This is a genomic window from Alloyangia pacifica (assembly GCF_020524285.1).
Taxonomy (GTDB): Bacteria; Pseudomonadota; Alphaproteobacteria; order Rhodobacterales; family Rhodobacteraceae; genus Salipiger; species Salipiger pacificus_B.
On the sequence record NZ_JAIVKX010000010.1, the window covers coordinates 1 to 16,017 of the forward strand.

The 16,017-nt window shown below is 66.1% G+C and carries 15 protein-coding genes and 1 tRNA gene; 10 read left to right on the top strand and 6 right to left on the bottom strand.

The features are described from left to right. From LC039_RS14540 to LC039_RS14575, 8 genes are all read left to right on the top strand, one after another. The coding region (locus tag LC039_RS14540) for a hypothetical protein (protein WP_226625559.1) at nt 1-226 on the top strand (226 nt) is incomplete at its 5' end. A 591-nt stretch (nt 227-817) separates the two neighbouring features. Continuing rightward, entirely contained in the window at nt 818-2,452 is a 1,635-nt protein-coding gene (locus tag LC039_RS14545; protein WP_226625562.1) for a peptide ABC transporter substrate-binding protein, read from the top strand. A 67-nt stretch (nt 2,453-2,519) separates the two neighbouring features. Further along, nucleotides 2,520-3,443 (top strand): oligopeptide ABC transporter permease OppB, encoded by a 924-nt coding sequence (oppB, locus tag LC039_RS14550; protein ID WP_092431467.1) that lies wholly within the window; start codon nt 2,520-2,522, stop codon nt 3,441-3,443. Nucleotides 3,444-3,456: 13 nt separating this feature from the next. Beyond that, entirely contained in the window at nt 3,457-4,386 is a 930-nt protein-coding gene (locus LC039_RS14555; protein ID WP_226625564.1) for an ABC transporter permease subunit, read from the top strand. A 1-nt stretch (nt 4,387) separates the two neighbouring features. Then, entirely contained in the window at nt 4,388-6,193 is a 1,806-nt protein-coding gene (locus tag LC039_RS14560) for a dipeptide ABC transporter ATP-binding protein (RefSeq protein WP_226625568.1), read from the top strand. 286 nt (nt 6,194-6,479) lie between these two features. Beyond that, nucleotides 6,480-7,127, top strand: a complete 648-nt coding sequence (locus tag LC039_RS14565; protein WP_226625570.1) for a TetR/AcrR family transcriptional regulator — start codon at nt 6,480-6,482, stop codon at nt 7,125-7,127. 37 nt (nt 7,128-7,164) lie between these two features. After that, on the top strand, nt 7,165-8,142 hold the full coding sequence (locus tag LC039_RS14570) for an MDR family oxidoreductase (protein WP_226625573.1): 978 nt from the start codon (nt 7,165-7,167) through the stop codon (nt 8,140-8,142). A gap of 20 nt (nt 8,143-8,162) precedes the next feature. Then, complete coding sequence (locus LC039_RS14575) at nt 8,163-8,864, top strand: dimethylsulfonioproprionate lyase family protein (protein ID WP_226625576.1); 702 nt, start codon at nt 8,163-8,165, stop codon at nt 8,862-8,864. A gap of 57 nt (nt 8,865-8,921) precedes the next feature. Here the strand turns inward: LC039_RS14575 and LC039_RS14580 are convergent. From LC039_RS14580 to LC039_RS14600, 5 genes are all read right to left on the bottom strand, one after another. Next, nucleotides 8,922-8,998: transfer RNA gene (locus LC039_RS14580), tRNA-Pro, on the bottom strand. A gap of 20 nt (nt 8,999-9,018) precedes the next feature. Further along, nucleotides 9,019-10,008, bottom strand: a complete 990-nt coding sequence (locus LC039_RS14585) for a DMT family transporter (protein WP_226625579.1) — start codon at nt 10,006-10,008, stop codon at nt 9,019-9,021. A gap of 186 nt (nt 10,009-10,194) precedes the next feature. After that, nucleotides 10,195-11,298 carry a 3-isopropylmalate dehydrogenase gene (gene leuB / locus LC039_RS14590; protein WP_226625582.1) on the bottom strand — a complete coding sequence of 368 codons (1,104 nt, stop codon included), beginning with the start codon at nt 11,296-11,298 and terminating at the stop codon, nt 10,195-10,197. 82 nt (nt 11,299-11,380) lie between these two features. Then, nucleotides 11,381-12,211, bottom strand: coding sequence for an endonuclease/exonuclease/phosphatase family protein (locus tag LC039_RS14595; protein WP_226625597.1), 831 nt, complete (start codon nt 12,209-12,211; stop codon nt 11,381-11,383). Nucleotides 12,212-12,396: 185 nt separating this feature from the next. Further along, a complete protein-coding gene (locus LC039_RS14600) occupies nt 12,397-13,170 on the bottom strand; it encodes a hypothetical protein (protein ID WP_226625599.1) in 774 nt (257 codons plus the stop codon). A gap of 591 nt (nt 13,171-13,761) precedes the next feature. Here LC039_RS14600 and LC039_RS14605 point away from each other — a divergent pair. After that, nucleotides 13,762-14,415, top strand: coding sequence for a CoA transferase subunit A (locus LC039_RS14605; RefSeq protein WP_226625602.1), 654 nt, complete (start codon nt 13,762-13,764; stop codon nt 14,413-14,415). 14 nt (nt 14,416-14,429) lie between these two features. Then, the gene (locus LC039_RS14610) at nt 14,430-15,095 is read left to right on the top strand and encodes a 3-oxoacid CoA-transferase subunit B (RefSeq protein WP_226626155.1); all 666 of its coding nucleotides are present in this window, start codon (nt 14,430-14,432) and stop codon (nt 15,093-15,095) included. Between the two features lie 230 nt (nt 15,096-15,325). Here LC039_RS14610 and leuD read toward each other — a convergent pair whose 3' ends face one another. Beyond that, nucleotides 15,326-15,931, bottom strand: coding sequence for a 3-isopropylmalate dehydratase small subunit (gene leuD / locus LC039_RS14615; RefSeq protein WP_226625605.1), 606 nt, complete (start codon nt 15,929-15,931; stop codon nt 15,326-15,328). Nucleotides 15,932-16,017 lie beyond the last annotated feature (86 nt).

Below are 16,017 nucleotides of genomic sequence, written 5' to 3' on the forward strand. Positions count from 1 at the left end.
CCCGGTAGCTCGTCAGGCTCATAACCTGAAGGTCGCAGGTTCAAATCCTGCTCCCGCAACCAAATCTACAAAACACCACATGCAAGCGCCCCAACGGGCGCTTTTTGCTTTTGCGGCGCAAAGAGTGGGCCGGTCAGCCGGAGCTGTGCCTGTGGATTTTCACTGTTTCACATTTTGGATGACGTCCAAAATCGCGAAATCCAATATACGTATTGCTTTGACGTAGTTCACGCGAGTTTTAAATGGAGGTCTTGAAGCCATAGTGGATATCATTGATTTAACGCATATATTTCTCCTCGAATTTCAGAGATGGCTGATGCTCTTGTAATCACTTTCTGTGGCGATATGGGGATGTTAATTTTTAAATTATGATTTCGATATTTAGCCAGACTTGGCTGCAAACATTAAAAGAGCACCCTTTCAATTCATAGCCAGAGCGGTCAAAAACCGCCATCGAAACGTGGCCTGATAGCCTCCTGAGAGCGCTCTACGCACGGCCCAGTGAGCCTCCCTCGCGTTCTGCTTGGTGGCGAATCACGGCGCACTACGCCGCCGGATCTCGCGATGCGAAATCAACCAGACAGGATATTGCGTCATATAGCGGTGGGTTGCAGCATGACGAATTTATTCGGGGCATTCGGCGACATGCCTTTCACGCTACGTAACGTCATCACACGCAAGTGCATTGCGGGTATGCGCGCGGTGAGTATTTTGCTGCAATTCGACGCCCCGGACCGCCGGGGGCCGGTCTCGCAGAGCGCGAGGCCGGAATACGCAAGTCACCGAATTCAGCAAGTCACCGCTACAGGGAGAGGATATGACCCGCATTTCGCGACTGACGATGACGGCCCTTCTGTCGAGCACCATGCTCGCCGCCGGGATCACCGCCGCCACTGCCGCCACCCATCCGGAAACCGGCGAGGAACTCGCCGCAGACCAGACCTTCACCTATCGCCTGCTCGACGACATCAGCTCGCTCGACCCGCAGATCGTCGAGGACGTGGACGGCTCGGCTGTGTCCCGCGACCTGTTCGAGGGCCTGATGAACCAGGACGAGCAGGGCAACCTCGAGCCGGGCGTCGCCACGAGCTACGATGTCAGCGACGACAAGCTGACCTACACGTTCCACCTGCGCGACACGGCCGTCTGGTCGAATGGTGATCCGGTCACCGCCGGCGATTTCGTCTTCGCCTGGCGCCGTGCCGTCGATCCCGCCACCGCCTCGCCCTACCAGTGGTTCATGGAACTGATGTCGATCAACAACGCGAAAGCGATCGTTGCCGGCGAGAAGTCCCCGGAAGAGCTGGGCGTGAAGGCGATCGACGATCACACCTTCGAAGTGACTCTCAGCCAGCCGCTGCCCTACTTCGTGCAGATGACCACGCATTCCACGACCTTCCCGGCACCGCAGAAGGTGGTCGAAGAGTTCGGCGACGCCTGGACCAAGCCCGAGAACATCGTCTCGAACGGCGCCTACGTGCTGACCGAGTACCGCCCGGGCGAGCGCATCGTGCGTGAGCGCAATACCAAGTACTGGGACAACGAGCACACCATCCTCGACAAGACCGTCGCGCTGGTGATCACCGACGAGAACGTGGCGCTGACCCGCTACCTCGCCGGCGAACTCGACCGCACCGACGTGCCCGCAGGACAGTTCCCGCGCCTGAAGAAAGAGCACCCGGAAGAGGCGATCAGCTTCCCGCGCCTGTGCAACTACTACTACACGTTCAACCTCAGTGACTCCGGTCCCGAGGCGTTCAAGGACCCGAAGGTCCGCCAGGCGCTGTCGCTGGCCGTGGACCGCGACATCATCGCCAACAACGTGAAAGCGGGCGGCGAGCCGCCGGCCTACAGCTTCACCCCCGAGGCGGTCGCAGGCTTCACCCCGCCGCAGAGCGAGATGGCCTCGATGACCCAGGCCGAGCGTGACGAGAAGGCCAAGGAACTCCTGGCCGAGGCCGGCTACGGCCCCGAGAACCCGCTCAGCTTCGACGTCATCTACAACACCTCCGAGGCGCACGAGAAGATCGCCGTGGTGATGACCCAGATGTGGAAGCAGAAGCTCGGCGTGCAGGCGAACCTCGCCAACATGGAGTGGAAGGTCTTCCTCGACACCCGTGGCCAGCAGGACTTCGACCTGGCGCGCGGCGCATGGTGTGGCGACTATAACGAAGCCTCGACCTTCCTCGACCTGCTGCAGAGCGACTCGGGCTACAACGACGGCAAGTATGCCAACGCCGAGTATGACGCGCTGCTGGCCGAGGCGAAGACCGCCGAGGACACCACCCCGCTCTACACCGCGGCCGAAGAGATCATCGCCACCGACATGCCGGTGATCCCGATCTACCACTACGCCGGCGTCTACATGATGGACAGCGACGTGGGGAACTGGCCGACCGAGAACGTCGAGCAGAACTGGTATTCGCGCAACCTGTACAAGATCGCCGAATAACCACCTCCAACCCGCCGCCCCTGCGCCGCGTGCGCCGGGGGCGGCGCCCTTTTCCGGATCCTCCAGAATGCTGACCTATGTCATTCGCCGCCTGCTGGTCGCGATCCCGACGATCCTTTTGCTGGTCGTCGCGTCCTTCCTGATGATGCATGTCGCGCCGGGCGGGCCTTTCACCTCGGAACGGCCGCTGCCGCCCGAAGTGCTGGCCAACATCAATGCGCAATACGGGCTCGACCAGCCGCTGTGGAAACAGCTCTGGGACTATTTCTACAATATCGTCGCCCATTTCGATTTCGGCCCCTCCTTCGTGCAGAAGGACCGCAGCGTGAACGATATCATCGCGCAGGGCTTCCCGATCTCTCTGACCTACGGCTCGCTGGCCTTCCTCGCCGCGAGCATCGTGGGGGTCGGCCTCGGCATCGCCGCCGCCATCCGCCACAACACCTGGATCGACTATTTCGCCGTGTCGCTGGGCATCGCCGCGCAGGCGCTGCCGAACTTCATCATGGGCCCGATCCTGATCCTGACCTTCACGCTCTGGCTCGGTCTGCTTCCGGGCGGCGGCTGGAACGGCGGGCAGTGGCAGTACCTGATCATGCCGGTGATCGCGCTTTCCACCTCCTACATGGGCTCGATCGCGCGGATCACGCGCTCGTCCATGCTCGAGGTGCTGAACTCGAACTTCATCCGCACCGCGCGGGCCAAGGGGCTGTCGCACAAGGCCATCGTCTGGCGTCACGCGCTGAAGCCGACGCTGCTGCCGGTGATCTCGTATCTCGGCCCGGTCTTCGTCTACGTGCTGACCGGCTCGGTCTTCGTCGACCTCTATTTCTCGACGGGCGGCCTCGGCCAGTCCTATGTGAGCTCGGCGCTGACCCGCGACTACGCGGTGCTGCTGGGGGTGACCATCCTCTACGGCGCGCTCACCGTCATCGTTAACCTTCTGACCGACCTCGCCTACGCCTGGTTCGATCCGAAAATCCGCTACTGAGGAGGCTGACCCCGTGTTCGGAAAATCCGAAAAGGCGGCGGAACTGGCCGCCGACATCACCGACTTCAAGGCCGTCCGCGGCCGCTCTCTCTTCCGCGATGCCATGGGGCGCTTCCTGCGCAACAAGGCCGCCATGGCCAGCGTCGTCGTGCTGGGGCTGATCGTGGCCTTCGTGATCATCGGGCCGCATTTTGCCGCCTGGGACAACGAGGAGATCGACTGGACCCGTATGGGCGACATTCTCGGACAGGGTGCGCCCTCGCTCGAGACCGGCCACTTCTTCGGCCTCGACGAGCTGGGGCGCGACCTCTACTCGCGCACCATCCAGGCCACCCAGACCTCGCTGCTGGTGGGGCTGATCGGCGCTGCCATGGCTCTGCTCGTGGGCACCGCCTGGGGTGTCATCGCGGGCTTCTACGGCGGCAGGCTCGACAGCGTCATGATGCGCATCGTCGACATCCTGCTGGCGATCCCGCTGACGTTGATCCTGATCCTCATCCTCGTGGTGGCGGGCCGGAACTTCGTGACGCTGTTCATCGCGCTCGGCGCGGTCTCCTGGCTGACCATGGCGCGCATCGTGCGCGGCCAGACGCTGGCGTTGAAGACCCGTGAGTTCATCGAGGCGGCGCGCGCCGGCGGGGTGAGCGAGGGGGCGATCATCTTCCGCCACATCCTGCCCAACCTCATCGGCGTGGTCATCGTCTATGCCTCGCTGCTGGTGCCCGAGATGATCCTGGCGGAGAGCTTCATCTCGTTCCTCGGCCTCGGCATCTCCGAGCCGATGACTTCGCTCGGGCGTCTGATCGCCGAGGGCGCGGGGACCATGGGCTACGGCACGCTGTGGCAGCTTCTGTTCCCGCTGTTCTTCTACGTCACCATCATCATCACGATGTTCTTCATCGGCGATGGCCTGCGTGACGCCCTGGACCCGAAGGATCGCTGACATGACCATTCTTTCCGTGAAAGACCTCAAGGTCGGTTTCGAAACCCAGGACGGCCCCGTTCAGGCGGTGAAGGGCGTGTCCTTCGACATCCGCGAGGGCGAATGCCTCGGCATCGTCGGCGAGTCCGGCTCCGGCAAGTCGCAGAGCTTCATGGCCGCCATGGGCCTGCTGCCGAAGAACGGCCGCGCCACGGGCTCGGTGAGCCTGCAGGGCTCGGAAATCCTCAACCTACCGGTGTCGCAGCTCAACAAGGTGCGCGGCGACAAGGTGGGGATGATCTTCCAGGACCCGCTGACCGCCCTGACGCCGCACCTCAAGGTGGGCGAGCAGATGGCCGAGGTGCTGAAGGTGCACCGGGGCCTGTCGGGCCGCGAGGCCGAGAAGCATTGCCTCGAGTGGCTCGAGCGTGTGCGCATCCCCGAGGCGAAGCGCCGCCTGAAGCAGTACCCGCACGAGCTGTCGGGCGGCATGCGCCAGCGCGTGATGATCGCCCAGGCGATGCTCTGCGAGCCCAAGCTGCTGATCGCCGACGAGCCGACCACCGCGCTCGACGTGACCGTGCAGGCCGAGGTGCTCGACCTCATGGACCAGCTCAAGCGCGAGCTGGGCACGGCGATCGCCCTGATCACCCATGACATGGGCGTGGTGGCGCGCATGTGCGACCGCATCAAGGTCATGCGCCTCGGCGAATTCGTCGAGGAGGGGGAAGTGAACGAGATCTTCAGCGCGCCGCGCCACGACTACACCCGCCGCCTGCTGGACTCGATGCCCCGCATCGACAAGGGCGAGGCCGGCGGCAAGGTCGAGGGGGACGAGATCCTCCGCGTCGACGACATGAAGGTGCACTTCCCGATCAAGGTCGAGGGCGGGCTCTTCGGCAAGACCGTGCCCCTGAAGGCGGTCAACGGCGTCAGCTTCGGCCTGCGCGCCGGTGAGACTCTGGGCATCGTTGGCGAGTCGGGCTGCGGCAAGTCCACGCTGGCGCGCGCCGTGCTGCGTCTGGTCGATCCCACCGGCGGCAATGTCAGCTGGCTGGGCAAGCCGCTGCACGCGATGGACAAGCAGGCGCTGAAGAAGGAGCGCAAGGATCTTCAGATCGTCTTCCAGGATCCGCTGGCCAGCCTCGATCCGCGGATGACCATCGCCGACTCCATCGCCGAGCCGCTGAAGACCTATCGCCCCGAGCTGACCAAGAGCGAGCGGCGCGACGAGGTTCTGCGGATGATGACCCGCGTGGGTCTGGAGCCGGAGAAGTACAACCGCTATCCGCACGAGCTCTCGGGCGGCCAGAACCAGCGCGTGGGCATTGCCCGGGCGATGATCAACCGACCCAAGCTGATCATCTGCGACGAGGCGGTTTCGGCGCTCGACGTGTCGATCCAGGCGCAGATCGTGAAGCTGCTGAAGGAGCTGCAGGCCGAGTTCGGCATGTCGATGCTGTTCATCTCGCACGACCTGTCGGTGGTGCGCGAGATCTCGAACCGGATCATGGTGCTCTACCTCGGCCGCGTGGTCGAGATGGGCGACGCCGAGACGATTTGCTCGCAGCCCGCGCACCCCTACACGCAATCGCTGATCTCGGCGGTGCCGATCCCCGATCCGGTGGCCGAGCGCGCACGCACCCGCATCCGCCTGCCCGGCGAGCTGCCCTCGCCGCTCGACGCCAAGGCGGCGCTGCGCTTCCTGCCCTCGCGGCTGGCGGCGGGCGACGTGGACTACGTTCCGCAACTCGACCAGATCGCACCCGGTCACTACGTGGCCGAGCACGACGATCTGCAGCGGATCATGACATCCGACGCGGCCTGAAAGAGCCGTTATCGGTGCTGACTGGGGCGGGCCTTCGGGCCCGCCCTTTTTCGTTGCGAGAACAGGGTCTTGCGGATTGGAGCCGGGCGTGTGGCTGACTGTGGGCTTGGGCGCTATATCCCAGCCAAATCCGTGCGAAATCCGAGCGTCGTGCGCCGATCCGAAAGCGTGAGCCCGCCGGGACGGGCAAGCGGTCTCCCGCCGGCTTCGCCATGATTCCGGGCGGGGTTGCCTCTGTATGAAACGGTTCATAGATTTATTAGACGAATCGGTCTAATAATAATTCATGACCCGAGCCGACTCGCCCCTCTCCCCCACTGACAAACCCCGCCGCGGACGCCCGCGGGGGGCTCCGGATGCCTCCGAAGCGCGGCAGAAGCTGATCCGCGCCGGGCTCGAGCACCTGACCGAGAAAGGCTACTCCTCGGTCGGCGTGGACGAGATCCTCAAGGCGGCGGGCGTGCCGAAGGGCAGCTTCTACCACCACTTCAAGGGCAAAGCCGATTTCGGCCTCGCGCTTGTCGCCGCCTACAACACCTACTTCGTCGACCTGCTCGACCGCGCCTTTCTCGATGAGGCGCGCGCACCGCTCGACCGGCTCCGCGCCTTCACCGAGACAGCCGAGGAGGGCATGGCCCGCCACGGCTTCCGGCGCGGCTGTCTCGTCGGCAACCTCGGGCAGGAAATGGGCGCGCTGCCGGATGACTTCCGCGCCGCCCTGACCGGCGTGCTCGAGGACTGGCAGGCCCGCACGGCGCGGCTGCTGCGCGCGGCGCAGGCGCAGGGCGAGCTGGGTCCGCATCACGACCCCGACGCGCTCGCCGAGACCTTCTGGATCGGCTGGGAGGGCGCGGTGCTGCGCGCCAAGCTCGAGCTGCGCCCCGGGCCCCTGCGCCGCTTCGCCGGCACCTTCTTCCGCCTCATCGAAAGCTGATCCCCAGGGATCCCCAGATTGCCGAAAGGACCACCCCATGAAGGCCATACTGATCGAGAAGCCCGGCGACACGCAGACCGCCGCCGTGACCGAAGTGTCCGAGGACCAGCTCCCCGAAGGCGACGTGCTGGTCGACGTTGCCTACTCCACGCTGAACTACAAGGACGCGCTGGCGATCACCGGCGCCGCGCCGGTGGTGCGCCGCTTCCCGATGGTGCCGGGCATCGACTTCTCGGGCACCGTGGCCGAGAGCAGCCACCCCGATTTCACGCCCGGCGACAGGGTCGTCCTGAACGGCTGGGGCGTGGGCGAGACCCATTGGGGCGGTCTGGCTGAGCGGGCCCGGGTCAAGGGCGACTGGCTGGTGCCGCTGCCCGAGGGGCTCGACACGCGGCAGGCGGCGGCCATCGGCACCGCGGGCTACACGGCGATGCTCTGCGTGCTGGCGCTGGAGCGCCACGGCGTGACGCCGGAGAAGGGCGAGATCGTGGTCAGCGGCGCGGCGGGCGGCGTCGGCAGCGTCGCGACGGCGCTTCTGGCGGCGAAGGGCTACGAGGTGGCGGCGGTGACCGGCCGCGCCTCGGAGGCCGAGTACCTGCGCGGGCTTGGTGCCTCTTCGGTCATCGACCGCGCCGAGCTGACCGGCAAGCTGCGCCCGCTGGCCAAGGAACGCTGGGCCGGGGGCATCGACGTCGCGGGCAGCACGGTGCTCGCCAACATGATCTCGATGATGAAATACCGCGGTGTCGTGGCGGCCTGCGGCCTCGCGGCGGGCATGGACCTGCCGGCCTCGGTCGCGCCCTTCATCCTGCGCGGCGTGACCCTCGCGGGGGTCGACAGCGTGATGTGCCCCAAGCCTGACCGCCTCGAGGCCTGGAGCCGTCTCGCCTCCGATCTCGACGTCGGCAAGCTCGAGGAGATGGTCACCGAACTGCCCTTCGCCGAGGTGATCGAGACCGCGCCGAAATTCCTCGACGGCGCGGTGCGCGGGCGTATCGTCGTTCCGGTCAGCTGATCTTTGCGGAGTCCCCGAGGATGAACGAGCTTACCGAAACGCCGGCCGAGGTCCTGCGGCTGCAGGACTGTCCCAACTGGCTCTACCTGCTGCGCGAGTTCGACGCGCTCTACCGCCATGGCTCGGCGGGGGGCAGCCGGCTGATCCGGGGGCACCGCAAGCGGGTGCGCGACTCGCTGGCTTCGATCATCGACGCCAACCCCGAGATCAGCGCCCGCGCGCCCGAGGCAAAGCCGGTCACCGCCCATCTCGGCCGGGCGCTCGATCTCGGCGAGCGCGGCGCGGTGCAGGGCATGTCGCGGGCGCTGTCGCGGGTCGCGGGCCAGCTGACTTGGGAGTACGGCTACGAAAAGGTGCCGAAGACGCTGGCGCGCAAATACGCCTATTGCGAGGTGCTGGGCCCGCGCGGCCCGGTGCGCGCCGAGAAGCTGGTGCTGGGCTTCGTGCTCTTCGCGCCGAACACCACCTATCCGCAACACAGCCACAGGGAGATCGAGGAAAGTTACATCTCGGTCGCCGGCGCCTGGTCCGAGAACGACGCAGCGGTGCATGCGCCCGGCTCGCTGATCTTTAACCGCCCGGGGCTGGAGCACCGGATCACCACCGCCGAGCTTGATCCGTGCCTGCTGGCCTATGCATGGACTGGCTCGGAGGAGCGGCTGACCACGCCCGGCATGAAGCTCAGCTCGACCCGAAAGGCGCGGATGGCGCAGGGGATCTGAGGTTCCGCGGCAGGCCGGAAACACGAAAGGCGCCCCGAGGGGCGCCTTTGGCGTAAATGGTCGGAGTGAGAGGATTCGAACCTCCGGCCCCTGCCTCCCGAAGACAGTGCTCTACCAGGCTGAGCTACACTCCGACCGTGCCGCGCGGAGTACCCTAGCCTCCGGTCTTTGGCAAGGGCCTATTCATCCCTTTTTCACGCCTTTTCATCGCGCGCAGCAAGGGGCCGATCCGCAGCGAGGTGCCGAACTCGATCCGGGTGCGGGTGCGCAGGACCGGCGTGTTCTCGGAGGACTTGGCGCGGCCCTCGCGCAGCACGATGTAGACGCCGCTGCCGATGATCAGCGCCGCCCCGAGCATGGTCACCGAATCGGGGTACTCGTTGAAGAAGATCGCCCCGTAGAGCGTGGCCCAGAGCAGCTGCGAATATTGCATGGGGGCGACGATCACCGCCTCGCCGGCGCGATAGGCGGTGATCAGCAGCGCGCCGCCGGCAAAGGCGAGCATCGCCATCAGCCCGACGCCGCCGAGGTGCTCGATCGGCATCGGCTTGTAGACGAAGGGCAGGGCGCAGCCCATGATGATGAAGTTCGCCATCATCGGGTAGAGCAGCAGCACGACCGAGCGCTCTTCCTGCCCGATCTTGCGCACCACGATGGACGACAGGCTGCCGAAGACCGCTGCCACCAGCGCCGCCGCGTGGCCCAGCGTCAGCTCGGTCGCGCCCGGGCGCAGCACGACGATCACCCCTGCAAGGCCGACCAGCACGGCGATCCAGCGCCGCAGCCGCACCTGTTCGCCGAGGATGGGAATCGCCAGGACGGTGATCAGCAGCGGCTGTGCAAAGATGATCGCATAGGTCTGCGCCAGCGGCAGCACCGAGAAGGCGTAGAAGGCGCAAAGCCCGGTGATCACCGCCGAGATGGTGCGCGTGGCGGTCCACCAGGGGTGGATCGGCCGCAGGTTGCCGGCGGTGGTGTCGCGGATCAGCATGAGGCTGACCAGCGGGAAGCTCAGCAGCACCGAGAAGAAGACGATCTGCACGGGGCTGTAGTCGGCCCCGAGGAATTTCACGATGACGTCGTGAGTCGAGTAGATGCCAAAGGTAATCAGCGCGATCAGCGCGCCTTTTGCGTTTGATCCCATGGTCCTGGTCCGCCTGTTCCGCCTCGGGGACAAGGGTTAGCGCCAAATGGTGGGAATTCAACGAACGACCGCGCGGAAAATGAAAACGGGGCGGCCTGCGGCCGCCCCGCTCATTCCTTCACCACGGGCCTTCACCACGGGCCTTCACCGCCAGCCTTCACCAGCGGCCGAGACCGCCGAGGCGGCTCAGAGGCCCGCGTCGAGCGCCTCGAGGATCGCGGTGCCCATTTCCGAGGTCGAGACCGGCTGCTTGCCTTCCTCGCCCAGCAGGTCCGCGGTGCGGTAGCCGTCGGCCAAAACCTTCTCGATCGCCTGCTCGAGGCGGGTCGCCTCGTCGCCCTTGTCGAAGCTGTAGCGCAGCGCCATGGCGAAGCTCAGGATGCAGGCGATGGGGTTCGCCTTGCCCTGGCCGGCGATATCGGGCGCAGAGCCGTGCACCGGCTCGTAGAGCGCCTTGGGGCGGCCGTTGGTCATCGGGGCACCGAGCGAGGCGGACGGCAGCATGCCGAGCGAGCCGGTGAGCATCGCCGCGGCATCCGACAGCAGGTCGCCGAAGAGGTTGTCGGTGACGATCACGTCGAACTGCTTGGGCCAGCGGCAGAGCTGCATGGCGCCGGCGTCGGCGTACATGTGCGACAGCTCGACCTCGGGATACTCCTTGCCCACCTCGGTGACGACTTCGCGCCACAGGATGCCCGATTCCATCACGTTGGCCTTTTCCATCGAGCAGAGCTTTTTGTTCCGGCGCATGGCCAGCTCGAAGGCGCTGCGGGCAACCCGGTCGATTTCCGACTCGGTGTAGCGCTGGGTGTTGATGCCCACGCGCTCGTTGCCTTCCTCGATGATGCCGCGCGGCTCGCCGAAGTAGATGCCCGAGGTCAGCTCGCGCACGATGACGATGTCGAGGCCCGCCACCACGTCCTTCTTCAGCGACGAGAAGTCGGCCAGCGCGTCGAAGCACTGCGCCGGGCGCAGGTTGGCGTAGAGGTCCATCTCCTTGCGCAGGCGCAGCAGGCCGCGCTCGGGCTTCACCGAGAAGTCCAGCACGTCGTATTTCGGACCGCCCACGGCGCCGAGCAGCACGGCGTCGGCCTCCTGCGCCTTGGCCATGGTCTCGTCGGTCAGCGGCGTGCCATGCGCGTCATAGGCGCAGCCGCCCACGAGGTCTTCGCTGACATCGAATTTCAGGCCGCGCTTGTCGCCGAACCAGTCGATGACGCGGCGGACTTCGGCCATCACCTCGGGGCCGATGCCATCGCCGGGCAGGATGAGAAGCGAAGGGTTGCTCATGGGAAGTCTCTCCTCGGAATGTTGCGCAATCGCCTAGCCGAGAGGGGCGGAATGGTCAAGAAATCAGGGGCGTTTGGCAATTTCAGGGAAATGAAAGCGTGACCGAAACCAGCCGGTGCGCCTGGCCCTCGCGCGGCGGGCGCACCTGCGCGCCTGCGACCCTGAGCCCGGCAGAGGGCAGAAGGTAGCTCACGCGCAGCGGCCCGGTGCTCTGCCAGTGCGCGGTGGGCTCACCGGGCAGGGGATCCTGAAGACGCGGATCGGCGAGCAGCGCCCGCATTTCGCCATGCAGCCCTTCGCCCTCGTCCGGATCAAGATTGGCGTTTCCGATCAACAGGTAAGGCGGGTCCGGTGCGGGCCCGAGCGCGCCGTCCAGGTAGCGCGTCCAGAGCGCGATCTCGTCGGCGTTGCGCCGCCCGTTGCGATCCTCGGGGCCGTCGAAGACCGGCGGGGTGGCGGCGAAGCAGAGCAGCAGCAACGGACCCGCGGGGGACTCCAGCCGCAGCACCCAATGGCCGGTGGAGGACAGCCGCTGCACATCTGCCGCCGGGTCCGCGGGCAGCCTCCGATTGCCCGGCATGTCGCGCCAGAGCAGCTCAGAATAATTCTCGACCAGACTTACCGGCCAGCGCGAGAGCAGCGCCATCCCGTGCTGCCCGGTGAACTCGCCGTAGCCCTCCGCATCCCTCGGCCCGCCGAGCCGCCCGTCGCCGTCGAGATCGGCGCCGCTGGCCAGGCCGGAATTGGGGCGCAGCGCGAGGCGATGCGGATAGGGCACGCCCCGCTCCTCGAGTCGCGCTGCCAGTTCCGCAAGCGCCGCGAGGCCGAGGTCGAAATCCATGTCGGTTAGCAGCAGCAGCCCCGCATCTGCGGCGACGATCTCGTCCAGCAGCCCGGGCAGGGGCGGGCGCATCTCGGCAAGATCGCGCAGCAGCAGGCCCGGTCCCCGGCGGCTGAAATCGCCGTGCCACGTGGCGACCGTGATCTCTGCGGCGCGGGCGGGGGCAGCGGCGGCGTGAAAGAGGCAGATAAAAAAGAGGCAGGTAAACAGGAAACAGGTGGGTAGAAAGCAGGCGAGCGGGGTCGCCCGCGGGCGGGTCAGACGGTCTGAACCTCGGCCTCCGCCTGCGCATAGGCGCGGCGGCGCTTTTCCTCGATCAGGGCGGCGATACGCGCCAGCGCCACGCCGCGCATCACCAGGCTTGCCGGCAAGAAGGCCCATGCGCTCATCGTCCAGATCAGTGTCTGCGGCTCGGTCAGGTTCAGCAGCCCGGTGGTCTGGGCCGCCAGTTTCATCCCGGCCGGGATCAAGAATGGCAGAAGAATACCTAAGGCGACGTTAATGTTGCCGTCGCGATTGAGGCGGTGCAGCACATCCTTGCCCACCGTCGGGTCGAAGAGCGGCAGGTTGACCCAGAAATTGAACGCGCCGTGGCGGATCGGCCAGTTCAGCAGGCGCACCACCAGCACGAAGCCAATCACGCTCAGCAGCGAGAGCGCATAGGCCAGCCCGGCGTGGCTGCGGATGCGGGCGACCTCCTGCGCACTCATGTCGTCGCTGGCCAGAAGCACCATCAGCCGTACGGGCGAGAAGGGGAAATCGAGCCAGCGCCCGGCCCCTGCGGCGATGCTCTCCAGCGCGCGCGACAGCGGCGTCGGGACGATCTCGCCCCGGCAGATCAGGGTGAGCGTCAGCACCGTCGCCAGGAGCGCGAGAAAGCGCAGCCGGTTGAACGGCGGGGCATCTCGGAACTCGAGGATCGACGGGTAGTCGCCGACATATTCGACGAAGGTGAGCAGGGCGGCCACCAGCGCCAGCAGCGCGGTGATCTGCGCCACGTCCGCGCCGCCGGGCAACAGCACTGCGGGCATTGCTATGAGCAAGGCCACAGCAATGGCGCGTATGCCGGCTTTGACAAAGCGCGTGATCACAAGTTCTGCCCTTTCGGTCGTGCCGGACTGGATGCTGTCCCGCACCCTTGCTGTCCGCCGGACGCTGCGATGCGCCCTTGTCGTTCACTGACCCCGCCGCGCCGGCGGATTGCCTCATTGTTGCCCAATTTGTGCCTACTTATTGAATGCGCGGCAAGATCGCCTGAAGGGGACGGGCAAAATCCGGCAGTTTCATGGTGAAAAAGGTGCGAAATTGCATCAACTCCCATTGCTGCCGCTGGAACAGGCGCCTGTGGACGTCCCTGCCCGCGCTTTCGGGCCAGCCCCGGCGCTCGCAGCCTTCTGCTGCTCTCTTCCGTTGTTTTTAAAAGAAAATCGCCACGAAACCCGACAGCGCGCGGACCGGCGGAGGACCGGACTTGCCCGGTTTCCGCGCTACGCGCGAACTTCGGAGCCTCTTAATCATCTTCAGCGCGAATTCCAAGAAATTTGACCTGAGGCAAGGCCACCCGCAAAGTTTTCATGGTCTGACTCGCGTCGGATCGTCACCCGGAGGGAGAGGGAGCGGCAATGTACCAGGCACTGACAGTGGACGAGGCGGTGGAGCTGATCCCGGACGGGGCGAGCGTGATGCTCTCGGGCTTCATGGGGGTGGGCACGCCGGACCGGGTGGTCGCGGCGCTGGCCGCCTCGGGGCGCAGGGATCTGACCGTGATCGTCAACGATGCAGCGCGGCCGGACCGCGGCGTCGGTCCGCTGGTCAAGGCGCGTTGCCTGCGCAAGTTCATCGGCAGCCACATCGGGCTCAACCCGGATGTGCAGGAACAGATGGCCGCGGGCACGCTCGAGGTCGAGCTGGTGCCGCAGGGCACGCTGGTGGAACGCATCCGCGCGGCGGGCGTCGGGCTCGGCGGGGTGCTGACGCCGACCGGCCTGGGCACCAGGGTGGCCGAGGGCAAGCAGGTGATCGAGGTCGAGGGCAAGCCGTTCCTGCTCGAGCCGCCGCTGCGCGCCGACTTCGCGCTGATCGCCGCGCGCAGCTGCGACTACGTGGGCAACCTGACCTACATGCTCACCGCGACGAACTTCAATCCGATCATGGCGCTGGCGGCGAAGACGGTGATCGCCGAGCCCGAGGAGATCGTGCCGGTGGGAATGATCCCGCCCGACGCGGTGAAGACCCCCGGCGCATTGGTCGACCACGTGATCCGGAGGGTGGCATGACGGAGGCCGGCAAAATGGACCCCAAGGAACTCATAGCGCGGCGTTGCGCCGCCGAGGTGAAGCCGCACACGCTGGTCAACCTCGGCATCGGCATTCCGACGCTCGTTTCGGACCACCTCGACGAGGGCATGGGGGTGTTCTTCCAGGCCGAGAACGGCGTCGTCGGCATGGGTCGGCGCCCGCCCGAGGGCATGTCGGATCGCCATCTCACCGACGCGGGCGGCAGCTTCGTCTCGGCGGTGCCGGGGGCCTCGACCATCGACAGCGCCTTTTCCTTCGGGCTGATCCGCGGCGGGCACCTCGATCTGACGGTGCTGGGCGGGCTGCAGGTGGACCAGCGCGGCTATCTCGCCAACTGGATGATCCCCGGCGTCTACGTGCCCGGCATGGGCGGGGCGATGGATCTCGTCACCGGGGCGAAGCGGGTGATCGTGGCGATGATCCACAGCGCCAAGGACGGCACGCCGAAGATCGTGCCGGAATGTTCCCTGCCGCTGACCGCCGAGCGGCGGGTCGATCTCATCGTCACGGAGAAGGCGGTGATCCGCCCGGAGGACGACGGGCTGCACCTGATCGAGACAGCGCCCGGGGTGACCGTGGCCGAGGTGCGGGCCGCCACGGCGGCGAATCTGATCGTGACGGGGGAGGTGCCGGAGATGGACCTCTCGCGGTCCTGCTGAAACGGATGGGGGCTCTGCCCCCGCCGCGCTGCGCGCGGCTCCCCCGGGATATTTGCATCTAGACGACGCAGGGCGCGAGGCCCGTTCGTCTAGGTGAAAATATCCCCGCCGGAGGCAGTCCCGGCGCCGGGCAGGCGGGGCGTTTCAGAATTGGAAGCGCGCAGCAAAAAGGGCCGTCCCCGCGGGGACGGCCCTTCGATGTTCTTGCCTAAATGCGGCTCAGCCCCGGCTCAGACCCAGGGGCGGGACTGGGCTGCGGCGCTTTCGAAGGTGTCGATGGCGCCGGCCTTTTCCATGGTCAGGCCGATGTCGTCGAGGCCCTCGAGCAGGCAGTGCTTGCGGAAGGGGTCGACTTCAAAGGCGAATTCCTCGCCGTCCGAAGTGGTGACCACCTGGTTCTCCAGGTCCACGGTCATGCGGGCGTTGGCACCCTTCTCGGCATCCTTCATCAGCACGTCCACGACGTCCTGCGGCATGACGATGGGCAGCATGCCGTTCTTGAAGCAGTTGTTGTAGAAGATGTCGGCGAAAGAGGTGGAGATCACCACCTTGATGCCGAAGTCGGCCAGCGCCCAGGGGGCGTGTTCGCGCGACGAGCCGCAGCCGAAGTTGTCGCCGGCGACGATCACCGACGCCTCGCGGTAGGCGGGCTGGTTCAGCACGAACTCGGGGTTTTCCGAGCCGTCGTCGAGGTAGCGCATCTCGTCGAAGGCATGCACGCCGAGGCCGGAGCGCTTGATCGTCTTCAGGAACTGCTTGGGGATGATCATGTCGGTGTCGATGTTCACCAGCGGCATGGGCGCCGCGATCCCGGTCAGCTTCTCGAATTTTTCCATCTGTCCCTCCTTGGGGATGGGGCGGGTCCGGGGCATGTCCGGCGCCGATGACGCAGGGGGCCGGCCGGATCCGCCGGAATAGGGGA

Coding starts and splice junctions, on each gene's coding strand:
- LC039_RS14570 (WP_226625573.1), top strand. CDS start 7,165: ATGAAGGCCATACTGATCGAGAAGCCCGGCGACACGCAGACCGCCGCC.
- LC039_RS14610 (WP_226626155.1), top strand. CDS start 14,430: ATGGACCCCAAGGAACTCATAGCGCGGCGTTGCGCCGCCGAGGTGAAG.
- LC039_RS14545 (WP_226625562.1), top strand. CDS start 818: ATGACCCGCATTTCGCGACTGACGATGACGGCCCTTCTGTCGAGCACC.
- leuB (WP_226625582.1), bottom strand. CDS start 11,298: ATGAGCAACCCTTCGCTTCTCATCCTGCCCGGCGATGGCATCGGCCCC.
- oppB (WP_092431467.1), top strand. CDS start 2,520: ATGCTGACCTATGTCATTCGCCGCCTGCTGGTCGCGATCCCGACGATC.
- LC039_RS14600 (WP_226625599.1), bottom strand. CDS start 13,170: ATGCCCGCAGTGCTGTTGCCCGGCGGCGCGGACGTGGCGCAGATCACC.
- LC039_RS14565 (WP_226625570.1), top strand. CDS start 6,480: ATGACCCGAGCCGACTCGCCCCTCTCCCCCACTGACAAACCCCGCCGC.
- LC039_RS14575 (WP_226625576.1), top strand. CDS start 8,163: ATGAACGAGCTTACCGAAACGCCGGCCGAGGTCCTGCGGCTGCAGGAC.
- LC039_RS14595 (WP_226625597.1), bottom strand. CDS start 12,211: ATGCGCCCGCCCCTGCCCGGGCTGCTGGACGAGATCGTCGCCGCAGAT.
- LC039_RS14585 (WP_226625579.1), bottom strand. CDS start 10,008: ATGGGATCAAACGCAAAAGGCGCGCTGATCGCGCTGATTACCTTTGGC.
- leuD (WP_226625605.1), bottom strand. CDS start 15,931: ATGGAAAAATTCGAGAAGCTGACCGGGATCGCGGCGCCCATGCCGCTG.
- LC039_RS14605 (WP_226625602.1), top strand. CDS start 13,762: ATGTACCAGGCACTGACAGTGGACGAGGCGGTGGAGCTGATCCCGGAC.
- LC039_RS14560 (WP_226625568.1), top strand. CDS start 4,388: ATGACCATTCTTTCCGTGAAAGACCTCAAGGTCGGTTTCGAAACCCAG.